Source organism: Streptomyces stelliscabiei, assembly GCF_014873495.1.
GTDB classification, from domain to species: Bacteria; Actinomycetota; Actinomycetes; order Streptomycetales; family Streptomycetaceae; genus Streptomyces; species Streptomyces bottropensis.
Genome location: NZ_JADBGF010000001.1, coordinates 9,934,944 through 9,957,123 on the forward strand (window position 1 = coordinate 9,934,944; position 22,180 = coordinate 9,957,123).

Annotated in this window: 19 protein-coding genes; 9 read left to right on the plus strand and 10 right to left on the minus strand. The window is 70.3% G+C overall.

All coding sequences use genetic code 11. From position 1 onward, the window contains the following. Positions 1-105: 105 nt before the first annotated feature. Entirely contained in the window at positions 106-939 is an 834-nt protein-coding gene (locus tag H4687_RS43380) for a PIG-L family deacetylase (RefSeq protein ID WP_046918238.1), read from the minus strand. Between the two features lie 68 nt (positions 940-1,007). Here H4687_RS43380 and H4687_RS43385 point away from each other — a divergent pair, with 68 nt between their 5' ends. Beyond that, entirely contained in the window at positions 1,008-1,298 is a 291-nt protein-coding gene (locus tag H4687_RS43385; RefSeq protein WP_159026240.1) for an MmyB family transcriptional regulator, read from the plus strand. Positions 1,299-1,325: 27 nt separating this feature from the next. On the opposite strand, the gene H4687_RS47800 is transcribed toward H4687_RS43385, so the two are convergent. Then, a complete protein-coding gene (locus H4687_RS47800; RefSeq protein ID WP_046918239.1) occupies positions 1,326-2,021 on the minus strand; it encodes a winged helix-turn-helix transcriptional regulator in 696 nt (231 codons plus the stop codon). 220 nt (positions 2,022-2,241) lie between these two features. On the opposite strand from H4687_RS47800, the gene H4687_RS43395 reads away from it, so the two are divergent. Continuing rightward, the gene (locus H4687_RS43395) at positions 2,242-3,114 is read left to right on the plus strand and encodes a class I SAM-dependent methyltransferase (RefSeq protein WP_046918240.1); all 873 of its coding nucleotides are present in this window, start codon (positions 2,242-2,244) and stop codon (positions 3,112-3,114) included. A gap of 112 nt (positions 3,115-3,226) precedes the next feature. On the opposite strand, the gene H4687_RS43400 is transcribed toward H4687_RS43395, so the two are convergent. The 4 genes from H4687_RS43400 to H4687_RS43415 all read right to left on the minus strand — a co-directional run bounded on the left by H4687_RS43400 (position 3,227) and on the right by H4687_RS43415 (position 10,015). Next, positions 3,227-6,154, minus strand: a complete 2,928-nt coding sequence (locus H4687_RS43400; protein WP_107082384.1) for a glycosyl hydrolase 115 family protein — start codon at positions 6,152-6,154, stop codon at positions 3,227-3,229. 535 nt (positions 6,155-6,689) lie between these two features. Then, positions 6,690-7,145, minus strand: a complete 456-nt coding sequence (locus H4687_RS43405; protein ID WP_046918242.1) for a (2Fe-2S)-binding protein — start codon at positions 7,143-7,145, stop codon at positions 6,690-6,692. A gap of 22 nt (positions 7,146-7,167) precedes the next feature. Next, positions 7,168-9,318: a xanthine dehydrogenase family protein molybdopterin-binding subunit gene (locus H4687_RS43410; protein ID WP_046918243.1), complete on the minus strand. Its 2,151-nt coding sequence runs from the start codon at positions 9,316-9,318 to the stop codon at positions 7,168-7,170. A gap of 274 nt (positions 9,319-9,592) precedes the next feature. Then, positions 9,593-10,015 carry an amphi-Trp domain-containing protein gene (locus H4687_RS43415; RefSeq protein WP_046918244.1) on the minus strand — a complete coding sequence of 141 codons (423 nt, stop codon included), beginning with the start codon at positions 10,013-10,015 and terminating at the stop codon, positions 9,593-9,595. A 223-nt stretch (positions 10,016-10,238) separates the two neighbouring features. Between H4687_RS43415 and H4687_RS43420 the strand changes: the two genes are divergently transcribed. After that, positions 10,239-10,565 carry a carboxymuconolactone decarboxylase family protein gene (locus H4687_RS43420; RefSeq protein WP_046918245.1) on the plus strand — a complete coding sequence of 109 codons (327 nt, stop codon included), beginning with the start codon at positions 10,239-10,241 and terminating at the stop codon, positions 10,563-10,565. A gap of 180 nt (positions 10,566-10,745) precedes the next feature. Here H4687_RS43420 and H4687_RS43425 read toward each other — a convergent pair whose 3' ends face one another. Then, the gene (locus tag H4687_RS43425; protein WP_046918246.1) at positions 10,746-11,786 is read right to left on the minus strand and encodes a LacI family DNA-binding transcriptional regulator; all 1,041 of its coding nucleotides are present in this window, start codon (positions 11,784-11,786) and stop codon (positions 10,746-10,748) included. Positions 11,787-12,064: 278 nt separating this feature from the next. On the opposite strand from H4687_RS43425, the gene H4687_RS43430 reads away from it, so the two are divergent. Genes H4687_RS43430 through H4687_RS47095 form a run of 3 tightly spaced genes read left to right on the plus strand, consistent with a single transcriptional unit; the run spans position 12,065 to position 16,010 of the window. Further along, positions 12,065-15,424: an alpha-L-rhamnosidase-related protein gene (locus tag H4687_RS43430; RefSeq protein ID WP_079028256.1), complete on the plus strand. Its 3,360-nt coding sequence runs from the start codon at positions 12,065-12,067 to the stop codon at positions 15,422-15,424. A gap of 55 nt (positions 15,425-15,479) precedes the next feature. Next, complete coding sequence (locus H4687_RS47090; protein ID WP_225966994.1) at positions 15,480-15,794, plus strand: GNAT family N-acetyltransferase; 315 nt, start codon at positions 15,480-15,482, stop codon at positions 15,792-15,794. A 3-nt stretch (positions 15,795-15,797) separates the two neighbouring features. Next, positions 15,798-16,010 (plus strand): GNAT family N-acetyltransferase, encoded by a 213-nt coding sequence (locus H4687_RS47095; RefSeq protein WP_267886940.1) that lies wholly within the window; start codon positions 15,798-15,800, stop codon positions 16,008-16,010. A 193-nt stretch (positions 16,011-16,203) separates the two neighbouring features. Here the strand turns inward: H4687_RS47095 and infA are convergent, their stop codons facing one another. Together infA and H4687_RS43445 are read right to left on the minus strand one after the other, a co-directional pair. Continuing rightward, on the minus strand, positions 16,204-16,428 hold the full coding sequence (gene infA, locus H4687_RS43440) for a translation initiation factor IF-1 (protein WP_046918247.1): 225 nt from the start codon (positions 16,426-16,428) through the stop codon (positions 16,204-16,206). Further along, positions 16,425-17,216 carry a GNAT family N-acetyltransferase gene (locus H4687_RS43445; protein ID WP_046918248.1) on the minus strand — a complete coding sequence of 264 codons (792 nt, stop codon included), beginning with the start codon at positions 17,214-17,216 and terminating at the stop codon, positions 16,425-16,427. Before H4687_RS43445 ends, infA begins: the two co-directional genes overlap by 4 nt. Positions 17,217-17,602: 386 nt before the next feature. Here H4687_RS43445 and H4687_RS48590 point away from each other — a divergent pair, with 386 nt between their 5' ends. The 3 genes from H4687_RS48590 (at position 17,603) to H4687_RS43455 (ending at position 20,781) form a co-directional block, all read left to right on the plus strand. Beyond that, positions 17,603-17,815 carry a hypothetical protein gene (locus H4687_RS48590; RefSeq protein WP_046918249.1) on the plus strand — a complete coding sequence of 71 codons (213 nt, stop codon included), beginning with the start codon at positions 17,603-17,605 and terminating at the stop codon, positions 17,813-17,815. Further along, positions 17,815-18,492 carry a hypothetical protein gene (locus tag H4687_RS48595; protein WP_046918250.1) on the plus strand — a complete coding sequence of 226 codons (678 nt, stop codon included), beginning with the start codon at positions 17,815-17,817 and terminating at the stop codon, positions 18,490-18,492. Before H4687_RS48590 ends, H4687_RS48595 begins: the two co-directional genes overlap by 1 nt. Before the next feature lie 156 nt (positions 18,493-18,648). Then, positions 18,649-20,781, plus strand: coding sequence for an eCIS core domain-containing protein (locus H4687_RS43455; RefSeq protein WP_225966995.1), 2,133 nt, complete (start codon positions 18,649-18,651; stop codon positions 20,779-20,781). 98 nt (positions 20,782-20,879) lie between these two features. Here H4687_RS43455 and H4687_RS43460 read toward each other — a convergent pair whose 3' ends face one another. Further along, complete coding sequence (locus H4687_RS43460) at positions 20,880-22,022, minus strand: substrate-binding domain-containing protein (RefSeq protein WP_046918252.1); 1,143 nt, start codon at positions 22,020-22,022, stop codon at positions 20,880-20,882. Positions 22,023-22,180: the final 158 nt, after the last annotated feature.

Here is a 22,180-nt window from a genome sequence, read left to right on the forward strand (position 1 = left end):
TGCCAGGACGCCCGGGGCGGGCGGGTCACACACCCCGCCCCGGGCCGACGGAAGAACTCGGATCAACGGCTGCCGGGTCAGCGGTTGCGCATCAGCGGTTGCGGTTTAGCGGAGCCCGGCGAAGAGGTCGTTCTCGGGCGTGGCCGCGCCGGTGGTGTCCTGGACGCGTACGAAGGTCTCCAGGCCCATCAGCTCGCCGAACCTCTCCTTGCCCATCCTGAGGAAGAAGATGTTCTCGCCCTGGCTGGCGTGCGCGGCCAACGCGTCGAACTTCTGGCCGCTGAACGCGGTGGTGTCCACCCACGTCGTGATCTCGTCGTCGGGCAGGCCGATCTTGGCCAGCGCGGCGGTCTCGGCGGGATCCGGCTCCGGCATGTCCTCGTGGAACTCGCGCATGATCTCGCCGAACCGCTGCATCATCGAGCGGGGCATCGTCGTCCAGTACACCTTGGGTGTCAGCGTGGTCATCTCCAGCGCCGCCATCGTGATGCGATGGGCCTGGATGTGGTCGGGGTGCCCGTAGAAGCCGTTCTCGTCGTAGGTGACGACCACATCAGGCCGGTAGTGCCGCATCAGCTCCGCGAGGCGGGCCGCGCCCTCCTGCACGGGGGTCTGCCAGAAGGCGCCCGGGGCGTCGTTGCTCGGCCAGCCCATCATTCCGGAGTCGGCGTAGTCCAGCATCTCCAGATCGCTGATCTTCAGGACGTCGCAGCTCTCCTGCAGTTCGTGACGGCGCATCGAGGCGACGGCCGAGGGATCGTGCCCGGGATCGCCCGGCTTGACGCCCCCCGGTCCGTCACCGCAACCGCCGTCGGTACACGTCACCAGAACCGTGCGGATGCCTTCGGCCGCGTACCGCGCGAGAACCCCTCCCGTTCCGGTGGCCTCGTCGTCGGGGTGGGCGTGCACAGCCATGAGCGTCAGCGGCCGGTCAGCCATGAAGAAGTCCTCCTGCGAAATCCGTCAGAGATCCGTCTGGGTCTGCTTGCGTAACCGCGCCGACCCGACTGGCTGTTCCCGGCGCGGTCGCTTGTTTATCAGGCGACGAGTTCCGCACCCGCTGGGGCGCCCACGACGTCCGCCACCACGGCACCGGCACCAACGCTTCCACCACCAGGCCGTGCGATCTCACCCTCGCCTCCGAGGGCCTGGAGGCGGCCGCCGAACCCGGCCTCACGCTCACCGTCCACACCGCCGAACCCGGCTCACCGTCCGAGGAGGGCCTGCGCCTCCCGGCCTGCCTGGGCGCAGCGCGGACAGCCGCCTCGGGTACCGAGCAACCGTCCGGCCCCCGCTGACGCGCACAGCGGATGCCGTACCCGCTCCTACGACTCCGTCGTGGCCGAGACGGGCCGGGGCACCGCGGCGAACACCGACAGCGCGAACCATCCCGGCACCGCCCGGCGCAGTGGCTCCAGGCCCTCCACCCGGACCGCGCCCACCCGCAGAGCCTCCGACCAGCTGACGTCACCGCGCCACACCTCGATCATGCGGCGCAGGCCGGCGGTCACCGTGACCGTCACCGGGTGACCGGGGTCCACGTCGCAGACGTCGGTGTCCTCCGGCGTGATCACCAGCCACCAGTCCCGGGCGCTGATGGGTACGTCCGGGAAGCGGAACCGGACCACCGTCCGCCCGTCGGGAACGGCGTCATGGACGACGTTGCGGTGCAGGTCCCACAGCAGCAGTTTCGGGTCGAGATCCTCGTCCCCGATCCGTCCGATCCAGCGCGTGCCCCAGACGCCGAGCGCCTCGATCACCGGACGCAGTTCGAGCCCCGCCGGAGTCAGGACGTACTGCACGTCCCTGCCCTCGGTCCGCTTCTCCACGACACCGGCGCGCACCAGCTGGTGCAGCCGCTTGGACAGCAGCGTGGGGGACATCCGGGGCACCCCGCGGCGCAACTCGTTGAAACGCCGGCTGCCGAGCACGAGCTCACGCACGACGAGCAGCGTCCAGCGCTCGTCGAGCAGCTCCATGGCCTTGGCGACCGGACAGAACTGGCGATACGGGGACCCCATGCCGCGCAGCGTATGTCCGCGCGGCCGGACGAACCAGGCCAGTGTCGGCCTGATGGTGCCGAATGCCGACGCTCCGGTACAGATCTGGTACTAGGAGACGGCGCGCCTCGTTCCTAGGCTCTGTTCCGTCATGTTCCGTCGCGTTGCGTGACGGGCGGCGTGCTCGCCGTCCCGTCACCGTCGTGCTGGTTCCGCGTACGTGCGCAGAAGGAGAGCCGTCGTGAGTGAAGTTCCCGACCCGGTCGAGGCCGACCGTGCCCTGAAGGCCAAGCACCGGGCGATGTGGGCGCAGGGTGACTACCCCGCCGTGGCCGCCGAGATCATCCCCGACCTGGGCCCGATCCTGGTCGAGGCGTGCGGCCTGCGAGGCGGGGGCGGCACCGGGGCTCCCGGCGCCGAAGGCAGGGGCACGCGGGTGCTGGACGTGGCGGCCGGCTCGGGCAACGCCGCGATCCCCGCGGCGCTGGCCGGCGCGAGTGTGGTGGCGAGCGACCTGACTCCGGAGCTGTTCGAGGCCGGACGGCGGCTCGCGGCGGAGCGGGGCGTCGAGGTGGAGTGGCGCCAGGCCGACGCCGAGGCGCTGCCGTTCGAGGACGACGAGTTCGACACGGTGCTGTCCTGCGTCGGGGTCATGTTCGCCCCGCACCACCAGGCCGCCGCCGACGAACTGGTACGCGTCTGTCGTCCCGGAGGCACGATCGGCCTGCTCAGCTGGACACCCGAGGGTTTCCTCGGCCAGATGCTCGCCACCATGAAGCCCTACATGCCGCCGCCCCCGCCGGGTGCGCAGCCCCCGCCCCTGTGGGGGGACGAGGCGCACGTCCGCGCCCTGCTCGGGGACCGGGTCACGGACGTCGAGGCACGCAAGCAGACGGTGCTGGTCGACCGCTTCAAGAGCCCCGAGGAGTTCCGCGACTACTTCAAGGCGCGCTACGGCCCGACCATCGCGGCCTACCGGGCCGTCGCCGACGACCCCGACCGCACGGCCGCGCTGGACCGCGACCTCGCCGAACTCGCCCGGCGGCACGACAAGGGGTCGGGCAGCACGGCGATGGAGTGGGAGTACCTGCTGTTCACCGCTCGAACGGCGTGACCGCTCGAACGGCGTGACCGCGTGACCGCGTGACCGCGTGATGCATGGTTCTTGAGGGACGCCGCGTCCGGCCGTGGGCCGTCGCGGCGCCCCTCGTGGCTACCGGTGACACCTACCGGCCCGGCGAGTCCGGCAGCTCCGGGGCCGCTTCCGGCACCGGGTCGGGATTGAAGGAGTGGTGGTAACTCTCCGGCGGGGCCAAGTAGGTGACGGGCAGCCCCCCGGTGTCGACGACGATCTGGTCCACGGCGATGGCGGGGTCGACCATGAAGAGCCGCAGGACATGTTCGCCGGGTTCGGTGACGGTCACCGTGGTGGTCAGTTTCTCGATGCCGTCCTCGACGTTACGGGCCCAGGCGTCGCCGCGATTGCCGGTGGCGACGGCCTGCCCCGACAGCACCGTGACCGGCTGGTCGTCGAGGGCGAGGGCGACACGGCGACGGCCGCGCTCGTCGAGGGAGGGAAGCCGGAAGAGGGTGACCCGGAAGTCCCCGGTGCCGGCGAAGCGGACCCGGTAGCGCAACTCCGGTGCCCGGCTGGTGATTTCCTCGGTGATCGGGGCTGCCGTCGAGGGCGCCGCCTCCATGGCGGCCGTACGGCGGCCGAGTCCGCGTACCGTCCGCCAGCGGGCCCCGCCGCGCGCCACCCGGTGGTCGAAGTGCGCGGCGTCGATCGAGACGTACCCATGGGCCTCGACGAAGCCGCGCGCCCGCTTGCGCGCCCGTGTCCCGTCGTTGACCACCCGCAGGGGTACGGCGACGCTGTTCCCGCCTCCGGCGAAGGTCACCTCGGCGTCGTACGCGCCTTCGGGGGCCCGGTCCCAGTCGATCTCCACCGACACCCGGGTCTGCTCGGTCATCGTGCCGCCGGAAGCGCTCAGCCGCACCCAGGGGTGGCTCGCCTCGGCGGCCCAGTCCAGCGGCAGGAAGCCGGTGTTGAACACGTCGACGAAGCGTCGGTCACGGGTGTACGAGGAGAAGGACAGCGGCCGCCCGGTACCGGTCTCGTTGCCCTCGGCCGCCACACCCAGACCCGAGGTCTCCTTCCGGGCGACCCTGGTGACGCTCGGACGGCCCGGCGCCTTGGGAATCTCCGAGGGGTACGGGTTGACGATCCCGTTCCATTTTCCGCCGGCCACCTCGGTGTTGTAACGCCTGGTGATGGCCACTTCCTCGGCGTGGGCGGCGTCGGACAGGTCCGCGAAGCGGTTCGTGCCGGCCCCGCGCCCCTGGCGGACCGCGAGAGCGTTGCGTTCCGCCCAGTAGAACTTCAGGTTCATCAAGTAGGCGCCGTGGACCGGGTATTCGACCAGTTCGTAGAAGGCGTCGCGGTAGGCCGCCGGCAACTCGGCGCCGAGCGTCCGGACCCGCCGCAGGAGGCGGTCGTAGGCGGACATCCGACGGCCCGCCTCGTCACCGTGGTGGACCACGGAGAGCAGACCGCGGGCGACGAACTCCGGGCGCAGCTCCGCCGCGAGCCGGTAGTACTCGGTGCGGATCGTGGCGATCTCCGCTCCGTGGCGCTGCCCGAACTGCCGGCCGGCCCATTCGACGAGGAAGCCCTCCACGTCGTGGGCGTCCCAGCGGTCCACGTCCCAGGCCATGTCCATGGAGAAGGACAGTCCGGTCTCGATCGACTTGATGTCTCCCACGTTGAAGATCCACATACGGTCGGCGCCGTGCTCGTGGACCCGTCTCAACTCCTGCCAGACCTTGGCCAGTTGCGTGGTGTCCAGCCACAGATAGCTCTTGGGCCGGCCCCAGTAGGAGAGGTGGTAGTAGATGCCGTTGCCGCCCGAGCGCCGCCGCTCCGCCTCGTCGGGCAGCTGGCGCATGTTGCCGTGGTTGTCGTCCGGCCAGATCAGTGTGACGTCGTCGGGCACCTGGACGCCCGCGTTGTACAGCTCCAGGACCTCCTTGTACGGGATGAAGATCTGCGGCCGGGCCGCGGCGCCCACCTCTTCGGTCAGAAGGCGGCGCTGGTCCGCGATGATGTCGTTCATCACCACGACCTTCTCCGCGAGGGTGGTGGCGTGCCTGGTCTCCAGCGCGCTGTCGTGCAGACCGCGCATCCCCAGGGTCCAGCTGCTCTCGTAGCCGGCGTTCTGCCGCGCCCTCGCCCGCCAGTAGTCGGAGATGACGGCGGGGTTCACCGTGTAGTCGTACACCGGCGCGCTGCCGTCGGCGGCCGGGTGCTCCTCGGCCCAGGGCTCCCACTCGTGGACGCCGTTGCGCAGCATGGCCTCGGGGTGGCTGGAGCCGACGACGACGCCGTAGTGGTCGGCCAGTTCGGGGTTCGCGCGATGTTTGTTGAAGAAGTCGGAGTACGGGTGCATGGCGGGCCACAGGTAGTTGGCCTTGAGGCGGAGCAGCAGTTCGAAGACGCGTCGGTAGGTCTCGGGGCCGATGTTCTTGTCCGGCTCCTGCGTCCGGTGGGACCACGTGGTGAGGTTCTGCTCGTCGTTGATGAAGATGCCCCGGTAGCGGACGGACGGCTCGTACCGCTTCGAGACACCCGACGGCACCGTCACGGTGTCGCGGCGTTCGACCGGAACGTCGGCCCACCAGTGCCAGGGCGAGACACCGATGCGCTCCGAGGTGTCGTAGATGCCGTAGACGGTTCCGCGCCGGTCGCTTCCGGCGATCACCAGGGCGCGTTCCACTCCCGGCAGCGGGCGGTCCACGACCTGGGTCACGGACGCCTCCCAACGGCCCTTCACCCGGGAGACGTCCAGCCGCCGCTCCGCGATGAGCCGGTCGATGGCAGGGCTCGCCCCGATGGTGCCCACCAGGACGAGGTGCGAGGCCTGCTCCGGCAGGGTGCGCAGCAGCCGTGGACGCACGCCGCCGACCCGTTCCACGTCCGCCTGGAGGTCTCCGGCGGCGCGGGCCACGGCGGGATCGTCGGCCGGATCGACGAACAGGTCGACGGCGACGCCGCCCCGCAGCAACGGGAAGTCGCCATCACCGTCCGGCGAGGCGGCCCGGGCCGACGAGGGCAGCACTCCGGGCAGCAGCGGAGCCACTCCGACGGCCGCCATTCCCCGGAGGAACGACTTACGGGTCCACGCGGGCGCTGGCGACGGGCTCAGTGGTTCGTCGTGCGGCACGGGGCGCTGCCTTTCCGCGCCGCGCCCGCACCGAGGCCAGGTCCGGGCCGTCGGGCAGGGCTGGCGCATGACTCACTGACGGAGGCGGGGGAGCGGTGCGTTCGGCGCGGGGCGGAGCGTGTCGGGCGTAGGGGGCGTGGACCGGCGAGCCCAGGGCATGGGTTGCCATGACCAGATCAGAAAGCGCTTACTGCACACCCTAGGCCAGGCCCACGAGGGCGTCCAGACGCCGGGAAACGCCCTCAGCTGAGCTGACCCGCATACGGCAACCCGCACCCCGGACACGACCTGGGCGGACACCCGTCGCCTGGGGACTGCCTCCCTGCACACCTGCTTGATGGCCGAGAAAGTCATGTTCTTGTGACGCGGCCTTCTTCTCCTGTCTCGTCGTCCCGGCCGTGTTCGACCGCACCCTTCTGCCTCTGGCGGATGATCATCCGCATTCGCCAGTACCACGGGCCGAAGGTCAGTCGTTCGCCGCCGCCTTTTTGATCGCCTCGCGGATCCGGGAGTACGTCCCGCAGCGGCACACGTTCTCGATGCGGTCGATGTCGGCGTCGGTCGGATGGCGCGTCTTCTTCAGCAGGGCCACCGCGGCCATGATCTGGCCCGGCTGGCAGAACCCGCACTGCGCGACATCGCGGTCCAACCAGGCCTGCTGCACGGGGTGCAGCTCGTCGCCGTCGGCCAGGCCCTCGATCGTGGTGACCTCACGGTCCGCGCAGTCCGCGACCGGAACGACACAGGGCTGGATCTCGCCACCGTCGAGATGGCTCGTGCAGGCCCGGCAGACGCCGGTGCCGCAGCCGTACTTGGGGCCGGTGACGTTCAGCATGTCCCGCAGGACCCAGAGCAGCGGCATGTCGGCCGGTGCGTCGACAGTGACCGGCTTCCCGTTGATGAGGAAGGAGTAGGAGGGCATCGGCACCTTCTCGGAGAGGGGTTCAGAAGTCGAGCGGGAAGCGGCGGGGCTTGGTGCCGGTCGCACGGGCGTAGGCGTTCGCCACGGCGCCCGCCGCCGCAGGAACGCCCAGCTCACCCGCTCCTCCCGGCTCCCGCCGGGAGGGCATGATGTGTGCCTCGAAGCGCAGCGGGGCGTGACGCTGGCGGGCGTACCGGAAGTCGGCGTAGCTGCTCTCGCGGACCGCGCCCCGGTCGATGTGCAGGCCGGCCTGCAGGACGGTGGAGATGCCGTCGATCGCGGTGCCCATGAGCTGGGCTTCGAGTCCGCCGGGGTTGACGGCCGTCCCGACGTCGGCCGCCATCACCGCCCTGGTCACCCGGGGGTTCTTCGGATCGGTGACGTCGATCTCGACCAGGCACGCCACGCACGAGCCGTACTCCTCGTGGACCGCGACCCCCTGCGCGCGACCGGCAGGCATGGTCCGGCCCCATCGGCCGGCGTCGGCGACCTTGTCGAGCACGGCTTTCACCGCCTTGCTCCTCAGCGTGGTGCGCCGGAAGGCGACCGGATCCTTGCCCAGACGCTTCGCGACCTCGTCCACGACGATCTCCTCCGCGGTCCGCATGGTCCCGGAGTCCACCGACCGCCAGGCGCCGAGAGGAACCGCCAGGTCGATCGACCCCCAATCCCCGGTGACACGGCCGAAGTTGTACAGGCCGCTGTCGCTGGGCAGCGGATCGGCGGCGCGGGCGACGGCCTGGGTCACCCGGCCCCGGACGGGCCCTCGGGCGCTGCCCTGAGCGGAAAGCCCCTGTCCCTCGTACGCCTCGCTCACCGAGGCCACCGCGTGGGTGAACGCCACCACCCGGCCCCGTGCGTGGCTGGCTCGGATCCTGTGATGGCTGGCCGGGCGCATCCTGCCGTGCCGGATGTCGTCGGCGCGGCTCCACATCAGTTTGACCGGCAGACGTGCCGCCTTCGAGATGAGGGCGGCCTCGATCGCGGCGTCGTGGTTCAGCCGCCGGCCGAACGAGCCGCCGCCTCGTACGACGTGGACCTTGACCTTCGACTCGGGCACCCCGACCGCCGTGGCGATGGTGTCCCGCGCGTCCATCGGCGACTGGGAGGAGAACCAGATCTCGGCACGGTTCGCGCGGACGTCGGCTATCGCGGTCAACACCTCCATCGGGGCATGGCCGACGAAGGCGAACTCGAACTCGGCCTCGGTCTGCGCCGAACCGGGCGGAGGGGTGCCGAGCCGGGGGACGGCGGCCCGCAGCCGTGAGCGGATCGCGGAGTCGGAGAGCGCCACGAGCGGGCCCGGGGCCCAGGTGATCCGCAGGGCGTCCCTCGCCTGGAAGGCGTGGTGGAAGGACTCCGCCACCACGGCGACCCCACCGGCTACCTTCACGACCGCGTGTACGCCGGGCATGGCCCGCGCGGCCTGTGAGTCGACCGAGACCGCCTTCCCGCCGAGCGTCGGCGGCCGTGCCACCACGGTCGGCTTCGCCCCGGCCACGGTCAGGTCACCGGTGTAGTCGGCCTTGCCGGTGACGATGTCCCGGGCGTCGATCCGGGTCGTCGCCTTCCCGATCACCTTGTGCCGGGAGGCCGGCTTGGGTTTGGCCGACACGGTCGGCCGGGTGATCCGGGCGGCGCTCGCGGTCAGTGACCCGAAGGTGGCCGAACGCCCGTCCGGTGCGACCACCTTGGTGTTCCGGGTCTTCAGGGTCCGCGCGGGCAGGTGCCAGCGCCGGGCCGCCGCGGTCACCAGCTTGGCGCGCGCCAGGGCGGCCAGTTCACGGGCCGGACCGTACAGCGAACTCACCGAACTCGAACCGCCGGTGAACTGGTTGCCCTTGGCGCGGGCGTCGGCGAGCGGGATGTCCACGTCCACGAGCCGCGCGTCCAGCTCCTCGGCGATCATCATGGCGACCGCGGTCGTGACCCCTTGGCCGACCTCGACGCGCGGCAGCCGAACGACGACCCTGTTGGCCTTGGTGACTTCCAGGACCAGCATCTCCTCGTCGGCACCGGTCACCAGGACGTCGGACGGCCGACGCGCGACGTCCGCGGGGGGCTCGACGCCTTGCGCCATCGACGCGTCACAGCCGAGCGGCGCGGCCACGGTCAGGGTGGACGCCGCGAGCGAATAGACGACGAACTTCCGGCGGGACAACTGACGAGCCAACGGACGCCCCTCTCCAAGTAACCCCGTGCTTCCCCTGTTTGAGGGATCAGCGCCCTACGGGGTTGCCTGGGAGAGCGGATTTGTCGAAGGCATGCCGAGCCGAGTGGGTGAGGGTCGCCCCTGACCTCGTGGCGGCGGCAGGGAGATGGCCGGGGCAGACATGTGCCGGCCGGGCGTGGTCGCGTGACACCGTAGAGGTCACTCAAGACCCATGCCGGCCCGCCCCGCCGAGCGCACCCATCTCGGCTGTCCGCCAAGCCGGATCAAAGCCCACTCAGGGTGACGCGGTGGCGGACCGCTTCGCGACTTTGCCCCGGTTGGGGGCGGAAGAGGTGCCGCTCCGAGTCGGCTCGTCGGCCGGGCGCTTTCGCCGTGCGATCTTCTTCGTGTCCGTCGTAGCGTCCGTCTTCTCCGTCTTCTCCGTCGTGTGTGCCGTGTCCGCTGCCGTCCGCGATCGTGCCGTACCGGTCGGCGCGGTCGGCCACTTGAACTCGATTTCCAGCTCGATCTCGCCGTTGCCGATCTCGACCTCCACCTCGCTGCGCAGGTCGTCGGGGATCCGCAGGCTCAGCGTCCCGGGGCCGAATTCCAGTTCGGCCTCCCCGCCCTCCCGCAACGCGGCTGCGAGGGCCGTGAGCTGGTCAGCTGCTTCAAGCCGCGAGAGAGAGCGCTTGTGCTCGAACTTGAGGTCCTTCACGTTGTCTCCGATCCGACAGACGGGTAGACAGTGTTCATTCTGGTGCCAGGTGCGGGATCGGGCATCCTCACGCCTGCGGCTGGAGCCGGCGCTCGTGTCCGCCTCGTGCGCGCGGGCCGGATGGGTTCTACGGTTGAGAAGAACTCACTCCCGAGTTCGCGGACCCGGGTCCTTCCGCCGCGTCGGTTCCTCGGGCCCGAGACTCACCCGGAGGTCATGCACTATGACGACCGCGTCTGAAACCCCTGTCCTGGACACCCTCGCCGCCATGACGGTCGACTCGCTGGAGCGCTGCCGGCTGGCCCCGGACACGCTCATCCTCACCCGCATCGCGGCACTCGCCGCCTCGGACGCCCCGCCCATCTCCTACGTGGCCCACATCGACCCCGCCCTCAGGGCCGGCATGACCGCCGACCAACTGCAGGACGTCCTGGTCGCCATCGCTCCCATCGTGGGCACCGCCCGTGTCATGACGGCAGCGGGCAACATCGCCACGGCGCTCGGCATCGCCATCGCGGTTGCCGATACCGAGATCGGGCCCCAGGGCTGAGAGAGAACGGACGCCTGGAGGCGATGATCCGGCTGGAATGACCCGAGTGTGTCGACCCGGGCGACGGAGGCGAGCGTCGGGGCCAAGGGTCCTGGCGCCGCGGGTCGACCCAGCCGGCTCCGTGGAACGTTCCACGTTCGAGACCGACCCAACCCGCTCACCCGCCCCGCACGTACAGGCTCACCGGCGAGCCGGACCACTGCTCCCGCGCGGCACCAGGTGCGGGGTCGACGCCATGACCACCGCCCGGTCGCGTCGCTTCTCGATCCGCTCCAGGAGCAGCCGGGCCGCTGTCTCGCCCATCATGGCGCCGGCTTGATCGACGCTGGTCAGGCTCACCGGCGCCAGCGCGGCGACCGACGTGTTGTTGTAGCCGGCCAGTGACAGATCCTCCGGGATGCGCAGGCCCAGCTCGGCGGCGGCCCGGAAGACGCCGGTCGCGGCGACGTCCGCGCCCGCGAAGATCGCGGTGGGCGGGCGCGTGGAGGTGAGCAGTTCCCTCGCGCCCCGGTAGCCGCCCTCGTCCGAGTACCCGGAGTGCTCGATCCGGGCCAGGTCCGCCAGCCCGTGCCGTGCCATCGCCGCACGGTAGGCCGCTCGGACGTGGTGCTCGGGCCGCTGCTCCCACTGGGTGCCGCGCACGGTCGGATGCGACAGATGGGCAATGTCCCGGTGTCCGAGACCGACGAGGTGGTCGATGACCAGGTCCACGCCCACCCCGTCCTGGTTGACCACGGAGTCGTACGTGGGGGAGGGGTCGTGATGGCCGATCACGACCGTCGGCACCTCGGCCGCGAGGCGCTCCACCTCCGTGCGCCGGACGGCGGGCGCGATCAGGATCAGGCCGTCCATCTGACGGTCCGCCATGGCGTGGACGAGCCGGGTCTGGTCCTCCATCTCGGACGAGCCGCTGGAGCCCAGGAACAGGGCGTACTCGGTGTCGCGCAGGGCCGCGTTCACGCCGTCCAGCAGATCGGCGTAGAAGGCGTTGCGCATGCTCGCCAGAAGCATGCCCAGCGTGTAGGTGCGGCCCCGCATGCCGCGTGCCGCCGCGTGCGGGCGGTAGCCCAGTTCGGCCATGGCCGTCCGCACCCGGTCGTGCATCGCCGGGCTCACCCCATAGGCGTTGTTGAGCACCTTCGACACCGCCGAGGTGGACACCCCGGCACGACGCGCGACATCGGCGATCGTGACTCTCTTCGAGCCGCCCGCTGGTTGCACTGGTGGTCCCCGCCTCCGTCGTTCGAACCCGCGTCATGCATCGCCACGCCCCTCGGCGCCTCGTCGTCTCGTGGCCTCGGCACCTCGGAACCTCGGGAACGTTATACGCCGAGACCTTGACGATGCGGGCCTCCTCCCCGCAACCTTTGGGCATTCCCGTGTGGCACGTTTTACGAATGTGCACATGAGCCGCCGCGTTAGCCATATGAGACCCTTCATTGAATCGATTCAATGCACCGTCGAAGGTCGATTCAGATCGCCGAACCAGGAGAGCCGCCATGCCCGACCCCACACGCCGGTCCACCCTGCGCTCGGCCATAGCCGTGGCCCTCGCTCCCACCCTGGGCTCCCTCGTACTGCCCGGCCTCGCGTCCGCGGCGGCCGCCGCCGTCTCCTGGACCGCGAAGTGGATCTGGGCGCCGTCCAGTTCCGCGAACCAGTGGGTGGCGTTCCGCAAGACGTTCATTCTGGCCTCGGCGCCGTCGAAGGCGGTCACGCGGATCGCGGCCGACTCGAAGTACTGGCTGTGGGTGAACGGCACGCTGGTGGTCTTCGAGGGCGGACTCAAGCGCGGCCCGAACCGTACGGACACCTACTACGACGAGGTCGACCTCGCCCCCTACCTGCGCAGCGGCAGCAACACGGTGGCACTGCTGGTGTGGTACTTCGGCAAGCAGGGGTTCTCGCACAACAGCAGTGGCAAGGGCGGGCTGCTGTTCCAGTCGGACATCGAGACCGGCTCGACCACCACACGCGTGATCAGCGACACCGGTTGGAAGCACACCGTCCACCCGGGCTACGCGAACAACACCAGCGGTACGCAGGTCAACTTCCGGCTGCCCGAGTCCAACGTGTACTACGACGCCCGTGCCGCCGCCGTCATGTCGGGCTGGCGCTCGCCCGGCTTCGACGACAGCGCCTGGACGGCCCCCAACGACTCCGGTGCCGTAGGGGCCGCGCCCTGGAACGGCCTCGTCGAGCGGCCGATCCCGCAGTTCCGCTACTCCGGCCTGAAGACCTACACCAACGCCTCGTCGCTGCCGACGACCGGACGCGGGTCCACCGCGATCTCGGCCACGCTGCCGTCCAACATCCAGGTGACCCCGTTCTTGAAGGTGGACGCCCCGGCCGGGGCCGTGATCGGCATCCAGACCGACCACTACGACGACGGCGCGGGCCTGGTGGGCATCGAGCCCGGGACGCAGTACAACATGCGCGCCACCTATGTATGCGCCGGTGGTGTGCAGGAGTTCGAGTCACTGGGATGGATGAGCGGCACCGCGGTGCGGTACACCATTCCCTCCGATGTGACGATCCTGGAGCTGAAGTACCGGGAGTCGGGTTACGACACCGACTTCGCCGGGTCGTTCAGCAGCAGCGACGCCTTCCTCGACACACTGTGGACCAAGGCCGCCCGCACTATGTACGTCAACATGCGTGACAACTACATGGACTGTCCCACGCGTGAACGCGCCCAGTGGTGGGGGGACGTCGTCAACCAGCTCAAGGAGGGTTTCTACACCTTCGACACCAGGTCCCACGCGCTCGGCGAGAAGGCCATCGCCCAGCTCGCCGCCTGGCAGAAGTCCGGTGGCCAGCTGTATTCCCCGGTCCCCACGACGATCTGGACCGCGGAACTGCCCGTCCAGATGCTCGCCTCGGTGTGGTCGTTCTGGACCTACTACCTCTACACCGGCAACGAGAACGCCGTCACCGGCGCCTACCCGGCCGTGAAGAAGTACCTGGGCCTGTGGACCCTGGACAGCGACGGCCTGGTCAACCACCGGGCGGGGGACTGGGACTGGGAGGACTGGGGCTCCGACATCGACGCCCGGGTCCTCGACAACTGCTGGTACTACCTGGCGCTGGACACCGCGGCCAAGCTCGCCGATCTGAGCGGCAACGCCGCTGACGTGGCGGGCTGGAAGTCCCGGCGCGACGGCATCAGGACCAACTTCGACCGTGTCCTGTGGGACACCTCCAGGAACGAGTACCGCTCACCCGGCTACACCCGCGACACCGACGACCGCGCCCATGGCCTCGCCGTCGTCGCCGGCCTGGCCCCCGCATCCCGGTACAAGGCCATCACCGAGGTACTGCGCACCCACCTCAACGCCAGCCCCTACATGGAGTTCTACGTCCTCGAAGCGCTGTACCTGATGGGCGCGGCCACGGTCGCCGAGGAGCGGATACGCAACCGGTTCGCCGCCCAGGTCACCGACCCCGCCTGCCACACGCTGTGGGAGGTGTGGGAGAAGGCCGCCGGCACCGACAACCACGCCTGGAACGGCGGCCCGTTGTACGCCCTGTCCGCGTACGCCGCGGGTGTTCGTCCCACGAAGCCCGGCTGGAGCACGTACGAGGTGATCCCGCAGACCGGCACCCTGACGAAGATCGACTCTGTGGTGCCCACGGTCAAGGGTGACATCCGCTTCGGGATCACCCGCGAGGGAGCGAAGGCGACGCTGACCCTCACCTCCTCGAACGGCACGACCGCCCGGGTGGGCGTGCCGACCTACGGCGGTGCGCAGCCCGTCATCAAGGCGGGCGACACCACCGTCTTCAGTGGCGGTTCCTCCACCGGCAGCGTCGGCGGGCTCGCCCACGACGGCAAGGACGCCTCGTACGTCTACTTCCTCCTCCAGCCGGGCGCGTGGACCTTCACGGTCACCGGCGCGGGCCGGCTCGACAACCTCGCGCTCGCCCGTCCGGTCACCAGCAACAACAGCCTGGAGAACGCCGACTGGGGCAGCGACCGGCTCACCGACGGCAAGCCGACCGGTGTCAGCGGCGCGCGGGGCTACACCAGCAACGAGTTCACCTCCGCCGACATCGGTGCCACCCCCGTCTGGATCGAGGTCGACCTCGGAGCCGACACCGACCTCGACGCCGTGCGGCTCTTCCCCCGCACCGACACCCCGGCGGCCGGGGGCGGAACGGCGGGTTTCCCGGTCGACTTCACGATCCGGACCCGCCCCGACGGGTCCAGCTCCTACACCACCGTCCGCACCGTCACCGGGCAGGCCAACCCCGAAGGCCGGGTCCAGACGTACGGCTTCCGGACGACCACCGCCCGGTACGTGCGGCTGCGGGCCACCCGGCTCGGCACCCCCGCCACGGACGAGTCCGCCAAGTACCGCCTCCAGCTCGCCGAACTCACCGTCCCCACCGCCGCGACCACCGTCACCGCCAACTGCACGCTGGAGAACGGCGACTGGGGCAAGACCCGGGTGTTCGACGGCACCCTCACCAGCACGGCCGGCGCCAAGGGCTTCACCACCATCGACTTCCCCTCCGCCGACGTCAGCGGCACGCCCGTCTGGATCGAGATCGACCTCGGCGCCGACCGGGCCATCGGTAGCGTCACCCTCCACCCCCGCACCGACACCAGCGGCGCGGGCGGCGGTACGGCGGGTTTCCCGGTCGACTTCACGATCCAGACCCGCCTCGACGGCGCCACCTCCTACACCACCGCCCGCACCGTCACCGGTGAACCGAACCCCAACGGAGCCGCCCAGACCTACACCCTGACCTCCACCGGCCGCCACCTACGGCTGAGGGTCACCAAGCTCGGCAAACCCGCCACGGACGAGTCCGCCAAGTACCGGCTCCAGCTCGCAGAGATCCGCGTCGGCTGACGACCTCGCTGAAAATGCCTGATCACGGGGGCGGGTGAGCGTTATCGTCGCCCACATGCCTGAACTGATCCCGCCCACCGGCCGACTTCGGCTTTCCTGGCTCGCGGCGCGTGACGAGTGGTCTCCAGGCGCTCACCAAGCCGGCACCGGCCTGGGCCTCATGCCCGAGGCTGACCTCGACGATCCCGCCGTCTTCTCGGCGTGGGTGGAGCAACTGCAACGGCAGTCGGACAGGTCGGTTGCTCTGCGGGACGGGTGGGTCCACGCCACCCACTGGTGGATCGTCGAGGGCGACAGCTATGTGGGAGCCATCGATCTGCGGCACCGCCTGAACGCCTTTCTGCTCCATAGCGGCGGGCAAATCGGGTAAAGTATCCGGCCCTCCGCCCGAAGGCGCGGCCTGGCCACGTGGGCTCTCGGGGCTGTTCTCCCCGAGGCCCGTGCGCTCGGTATGGGCCGCGTCCTCATCACATGCGACGACGACAATGTCGCGTCGGCACGCACCATCGAGCGCAACGGCGGCGTTCTGGAGGACGTCCGCACCACCGACGAAGGCATCAAGCGCCGCTACTGGATCACACTGTAGGCGAGCGGTTGCCGCCAGGGCGTCAGGGATCCGGCGGCTGCGGTGGATGCTCCGCCGCAGCCGCCGTCCCTCGTCGTCATCGATCTCACGAAGCCGTACGTGTTCCACCACGTGATCATTCCGGGCCGGTCCACCGCGCAGGGAACCACCCACGCGGCAGACCGTCACGAGTCGAACGTGGCCTGCTCCAGCCCTAGTTCCGGTACCGGAACACGATCCGGCCGCGCGCCAGGTCGTACGGCGGGAGCTCCACCAGCACCCGGTCCTCCAGCATGATCTTGATGTAGTTCTTGCGGATCTTCCCGCTGATGTGCGCGAGCACCTGGTGGCCGTTCTCCAGCTCCACGGTGAACATGGCGCTGCGCAGGCACTCCACGACCCTGCCCTCGACCTCGATGACGTTCCTGTTCCTCGTCATCGCACCAGCTCCAGGTTGCTGCTCATCGACTGGGCGCCGATGCCCTCGAACAGCGCGGAGGCCGCTCGGTTGGACTCGTGGACCTCGGTGTGGGCCTCGGCGAACCCCGAGTGGCGCAGAGTTCGCAGTGCGTGGGCGAGCAGCGCCCGCGCGATTCCGCGACGCCGCTCGCCGGCCCGGACCGCGATCAGCCCGATGCGCGGCCGGATCGCCGTCACCACGCGGATCAGACCCAGGTAGCCCTCTGGCGAGGCGGCCACCGCGTACTTCGACGGGTCGACGATGGTGTCGCCTTCGGGGAAGGGGACCACCTCGGCGGGCATCGACTGCCAGCCGACACTCGCCTCGACCTCGTCGCGGATCGCGCCGTCCACCGCCCGCAGCAGACTCTCGTCCGCCTGACCGGCGGGCACGATCGTCACACCCGCAGGCGGCAGTACCGCATCAAGTCCTGTGACCCGTGGGTCGGTCGGCACGACGTACTCCCACTCGCGGCGCCTGACCGTGAAACCGGCTCGCAGCCAGCCTGCCGTCAACTCGACGTCGGCTGCGTCGACCACCGTGTACAGCGGGGCCGGCAGGTCGGCCAGCATCGCCTCGACGAGCCGGTCGAAGGTGACCTCGTGCCAGGCGTCGACGCTGACGAACAAGCGTCCGTCGGGCCGTTGCGCCGCATGTCCGCGGCCGACCACCAGGTCGTCGTTCAGTGCGTGCCAGTGTCGGTCCGCGACGCGTGTGATCGTCACAGCGTTCTCGCTCGGGCCGTATGTGATCTCTTTTGTGTCCATCGGAGTCTCCCTCCAGGAGTGCCTCGACCTCAGGCGCTCCTGGCGACACCGAGTGTCAGCCGCCGGACCGTGACGGGTTGGGGGAGCGCCCACGGGTAACTGCGTTCACGGGGCTCACCTCCCAGCGTCGGTTCAACGGTCCACCGCGAAGCTAGCAGCGGGGCGCCGCCTCGTTCCAGTCCTTTTCCACACCCGGCAGCGGTGCGGCCCAACGTGCCGAGTCCGCAGGCGGCTGTCACTCTCCTGCCGCTCGCCATGGTGGTGAACCCCGTCGCTCCGCGGCCGACCGGACCGCCACCCGGCGGGGGCCGTACCCGCCGGGTGGCGGGGGTGGGCCGGACATGCGCCGGATACTCCGGGCGCCGGCTGCGCCACAGCCTGGACGCATGACCCAGAACACAGACGGCGCGATGACCGTGCTCCCGGGTGCCGCTCCGGCCGAGGCCCCGGTGGGCGCACCGAGCACCGTGTCCGAGACCGGACGTTCCCAGGTGGGACGCCTGATCGGCGTGGACCTGGCCCGGGGGCCGGTGGTCTTCGGGATGTACGCGGCCCACGTCGGCCCGACCCTTCCGAGGGCGGCACGACAGGCTTCCTGATGGAGCTGGCGCACGGCCGGGCCTCCGCGCTCACCCTGTCCGGCACTCCGGTCGAGGTGATCCTCGCCTTCTACGGCCTGTACTTCCTGATCGTCCTGCCGCTCCACCGGCTCGGTGCCCGTCCGCTGGCGATCATCACGGCGGTCGGTGCCCTGGTGCTGCCCCAGGTCCTGTACCTGGTCCAGCGCGCGCTCGAAGCGGCGGGAGGGCCGGCGCCGCCGTGCTTCCCCCCAGCACGTGCCGTGCGCCGTCGCACCGGCTCCGAGGACGTCCTCCGGGCCGGTGCGACGTTTTCCGACTGCAGAGTAGGACGGGGTTCTCGGGGGCATCCGTTCCTGCCCGTTCTGGTCCTTCCTCCGGTGCGGCGCCTCGGTTACAACAGGGGTGCAGGGTGGCCCGGTTGCCCGCCGGGCCGGTCAGGGTGGTGCAGAGCCGGCGCGGAACGGTGGGGTGTGGTGGAGGACGGGGCGTCGCAGGGGGCAGCGGTCAGCACCGGGACGCGGCACGAGGGGCCGTCGGGCGTGGACGGAGGAATCGCGCAGTCCGCTCCGGAGGTTTCCGTGGTCGCCCGCCTGGCCCATCTCCAGGACGCGGCGGGGAACGCCGCCGTCGTACGGCTGTTGGGCGCGGGGGCGGCTGCCGACGACACCCTGGGGGCACCGGATCCTGCCTCTTAGGTCCTTCCGGTGGGGCGCGGGCTTGGTCTACAACGGGTGGCAGGGCAGCCGAGTTGTCGAGGAGGACCACCTGTGCACTCCGTCGGTCGGGAGCACCTCAGGGTCGGCGAGCCGGCATCGGGGACGACGCGCCGGACGCGGTCGCCGTCGACGACCATGAGCGGTGCGTGGGTACGGCATCTGCAGCGCGTGGCTGCGGGCGGGCCCACCTCGTCGTCCGCCGGAGCCGACCGGGAGACCGAGGTCGTCGACCAGTCCCAGGTGCAGCGGGCCGCGGTGGACGAAGGCCTGCGCTCGTCGTCGCGCCCCCTCGCCCCCGCGCTGCGCGGCGAGATGGAACAACGGTTCGGCGGGGCCGACTTCAGCGGCGTACAGGTGCACGACGGTCCCGCGGCGCGGCGTGCTGCCGCGGCGGTCGAGGCCAGGGCCTTCACCAGCGGCGCGCACATCGTCGACGGTGGCGGGATGTCCAGGAAGGACTGGGCGCACGAGCTGGCGCACACCCTCGATCAGGCGGTGGGGCCCGTGCCGGGCTCCGACAACGGCGCGGGCCTGCGTATCTCCAACCCCCGTGACGAGGGTGAACGCCGGGCGGTCGCCGCGGCCGACCAGGTCATGAGCGCCCCCGCGCCCGTGCAGCGCCTGACCTCGGAGCACGAGCACCCGAACGCCCACGCGGAGCACGACCACGCGCACCCGCACGCCGGTGCGGCGTTCGTCCAGCGGGTGCGCCAGAGCGCCGCCACCGGGGAGCCCGTCACCGAACAAGCCGCGGGGGGCGAGCAGTCCGGGCAGTCCGGGCCGCAGGCCAAGGGGGCGGAGGTCATCGCCCGCCTGAGCCGGTCGATCGAACAGCACACGGTCCAGAGCAAGATGAAGAAGAACGTCTTCGCGCCGGGCACCTGGTGGCCGGAGCAGTGGATGGTCGAGGGGCCGGCCCGGCTCAGGAAGACCCTCGATCGGCGCGTGATGCGCGGCGAGACGTTCAACGACCAGGAGCTGGACGACATCAGGCACCTCTCCAAGGTGAACGCCCAGTGGCTCGAAGCGGTGGGCATCGGCACCTACGAGCAGGCCGAGAAGTACACCGAAGGCCGTTTCGACACCTGGCTGACGCTTCCTGCGGGCAAGCGTGTGCTCACGGCCACCCTGGCCGTTCGCGCCAACCATCCGGACGTGCGGGCGACGGGCCGGGGCACGCCGATCTCGCCGGACTACACGCTCGGCCGGTTCATGCTCACCCAGGCCCCCGACACCTCGCCGGAGGAGAAGGAGGGCCTGGAACGGGAGCGTGACCAGCAGATCCGGGAGACGGCCGTCGACACCCTGTACCCGGCCGGGATCGCACCCGGGCGTCGACACCCGGACGGCGTCCCCGAGGCGGGCCCCACGACGGCCAAGGGCAAGGGCAGGAGCACGGAGTCGGACTTCGCGGCGAAGGACGCGCGGGCCCGCGAGATGCTCACCAAGGTGCTGCTCATCCTGCAGCACGGGCTGAAGCTGTACGACCCGAAGGCCGGGGCACACGTCGCCGACTACGAGAAGGACGTCATCCGAGCCCTCGCCCACGGCGGCCGGGTCAACATCCGCATCCCCGCGCTGAGTTCCGCGGACGAACCGGCCTACTCGCTGCCGGAGTTCCTGGGCGTGACCCAGGACGACCGTACGAACACCCGCGCGGGGGACGTCATCGACCGTGGCTTCGCCACGCACCGCACCTCCATCGAGGCGAACAAGGAGGGCAAGCCCGGCGCGTTCAAGGAGAAGGGCGGTCCCATCGCGTCGGTCACCAACATGGTGTCCGTCGGTGCCAACCGGCCGGACCTGTGGGGACAGAACGTCTCCGGCGGCGGCCTCGGCTCCAAGGACTGGAACGGCGACGTGGTACTGCCGAACGGGTCGCACGGCCACATGCTGCTGGTCCACCACCGGCCGACCACGCGGAAGGACGGCTCCCTGCAGATCGGCATCGAGACCCTCGCACCGCACGCCACCAGCCCGGTGGGCTACCAGCACGACTTCCGTTCCACCGAGGCCACCGCCAACCCGGAGTCCGTCCTGCACGGCCACAAGGGCGACAAGGTCGGCTCGGGCGGCCTGGGCAAGAACGAACGCCTGGTCGAACTCGCGGAGATGGGCAAAGCCCATTCCAGCGGCGACTGGCGCACCTTCCTGGACGAGATCAAGAAACAGTGGGACGCCGCGCTGGCGGAAACCGGGGAGGAGTCGCGGGAGCGGCGGGTCTTGTACGAAGGCCTGGTCGGTCCGCGGACCCGAAGCCCCTCCTGACCACGCGAGCCCGGCGGTCCAGTGCCATCCGATCCCGAGAGGGTGTGTTCGTACGGGGCGGTTCGCACCACGGCGCGACTGCGGCCGGTCGCCCGTTGCTACTTCTCCCAGATCTTGCGGTAGGCCCTGCGGTACCCCTCGGAGTCCCAGGACAATGCACCGCCGCTGTTGGCCGCGGTGGTGATGTGGACGGGGGCGACGTAGGAGCTGGCCGGTTCGTCGGTGAAGGCGCGGTTGAACTCGTCGATGATCTGCCAGCCCTGTTCCGACAACGGCTCGGGCACGGTGGCGGACTGGTACTGCTTGCCGTTGATGCGTTGGAAGGCCGACGGGTCGCCGTCGCCGGCACCGATGTTGAAGGGTGCGCCGTCGCCCTTCCGGTCCGCGGCACGCAGGGCGGGCGCGGCGTGGTCGAAGTACAGGTCGTTGATGGCGGCGGAGTAGGTCCACCGGTCGCCGAAGCGTGAGTGGAGTGCGGAGACCCTTTCGACGGTGCGGCTGTTGGCCTGGGGGATGGGGATGTTCTCGTAGCTCAGCAGATCGATGTCGGAACAGGTGGCGAGTTCCTTCTTGATCAGTTCGGACTTCCGCTTCGCGAACGGTATGGATGCGTCGGTGAACAGCACCACGCCGGCGCGGCCGTTGGACCGGGCGATGATCCAGTCGGCGCTGATCCTCGCGACGTCCTCGACCTTGGTGGTGATGTTGCTGAACAGCTTGGGGTTCTTGCTGGGGCCGGGGGTGGCCGTGGCGTGCCAGCCGATCAGGGGTATCCCCGCGGCGTTCGCCTGGTGGACCTGCTTGGTCACGGAGTCGGGGTCGAAGCCGCCGACGACGATGCCGGAGGGTTTGAGGGCGATTGCTTCGGCGAAGGCATCGCGGATGCCGGTGGGTGTGCCCTCTCCGTCGATGGTGCGTACGTCCCAGCCGATGATCTTGGCTGCTTCCTGAACGCCCTTGGCGACGCCGGAGACGCCGGGGTTGGTCATGGTCTGGGCGACGTAGACGATGGTCCTGCCGGGGACGGCTTCGGGTCCGGTGGTGGGGCCGCTCCAGGGGGCGTTGACGTCTTCGGCCTCCTTGACAGCCTGCTTCGCCTTGGTCAGGGCGGTGGGGCAGCCCGGTTCCTGGGAAGCGGCGGTGGCCGCGGTGGTGGTCGAACCGCTCTCGCAGCCGGTGGCGGCGGTGGCCAGGGCCAGGAGCGCGATGGCTGCCGCGGTCGCCTTGCGGGTGGAGTGCACGGGGTCTCCTCAAGTGGGCGCGAGGGGCTACGGAACGGGATGGGGGAGGAGACCGATCCAGCCAAACGGCTGGTGGCGCAGCGGTCATGACGTGCCTCAGGCTGTGGCCGGGAGGCTGTCGCGGTGGAATGTAGCAGGGCTCCGACATGGTCATCCAC

Coding starts and splice junctions, on each gene's coding strand:
- H4687_RS43405 (WP_046918242.1), bottom strand. CDS start 7,145: ATGCCCTCCTACTCCTTCCTCATCAACGGGAAGCCGGTCACTGTCGAC.
- H4687_RS43445 (WP_046918248.1), bottom strand. CDS start 17,216: ATGGACACAAAAGAGATCACATACGGCCCGAGCGAGAACGCTGTGACG.
- H4687_RS43380 (WP_046918238.1), bottom strand. CDS start 939: ATGGCTGACCGGCCGCTGACGCTCATGGCTGTGCACGCCCACCCCGAC.
- H4687_RS43455 (WP_225966995.1), top strand. CDS start 18,649: ATGAGCGGTGCGTGGGTACGGCATCTGCAGCGCGTGGCTGCGGGCGGG.
- H4687_RS48590 (WP_046918249.1), top strand. CDS start 17,603: ATGACCCAGAACACAGACGGCGCGATGACCGTGCTCCCGGGTGCCGCT.
- H4687_RS43420 (WP_046918245.1), top strand. CDS start 10,239: ATGACGACCGCGTCTGAAACCCCTGTCCTGGACACCCTCGCCGCCATG.
- H4687_RS47090 (WP_225966994.1), top strand. CDS start 15,480: ATGCCTGAACTGATCCCGCCCACCGGCCGACTTCGGCTTTCCTGGCTC.
- H4687_RS48595 (WP_046918250.1), top strand. CDS start 17,815: ATGGAGCTGGCGCACGGCCGGGCCTCCGCGCTCACCCTGTCCGGCACT.
- H4687_RS47800 (WP_046918239.1), bottom strand. CDS start 2,021: ATGGGGTCCCCGTATCGCCAGTTCTGTCCGGTCGCCAAGGCCATGGAG.
- H4687_RS43400 (WP_107082384.1), bottom strand. CDS start 6,154: ATGGCGGCCGTCGGAGTGGCTCCGCTGCTGCCCGGAGTGCTGCCCTCG.
- infA (WP_046918247.1), bottom strand. CDS start 16,428: ATGACGAGGAACAGGAACGTCATCGAGGTCGAGGGCAGGGTCGTGGAG.
- H4687_RS43430 (WP_079028256.1), top strand. CDS start 12,065: ATGCCCGACCCCACACGCCGGTCCACCCTGCGCTCGGCCATAGCCGTG.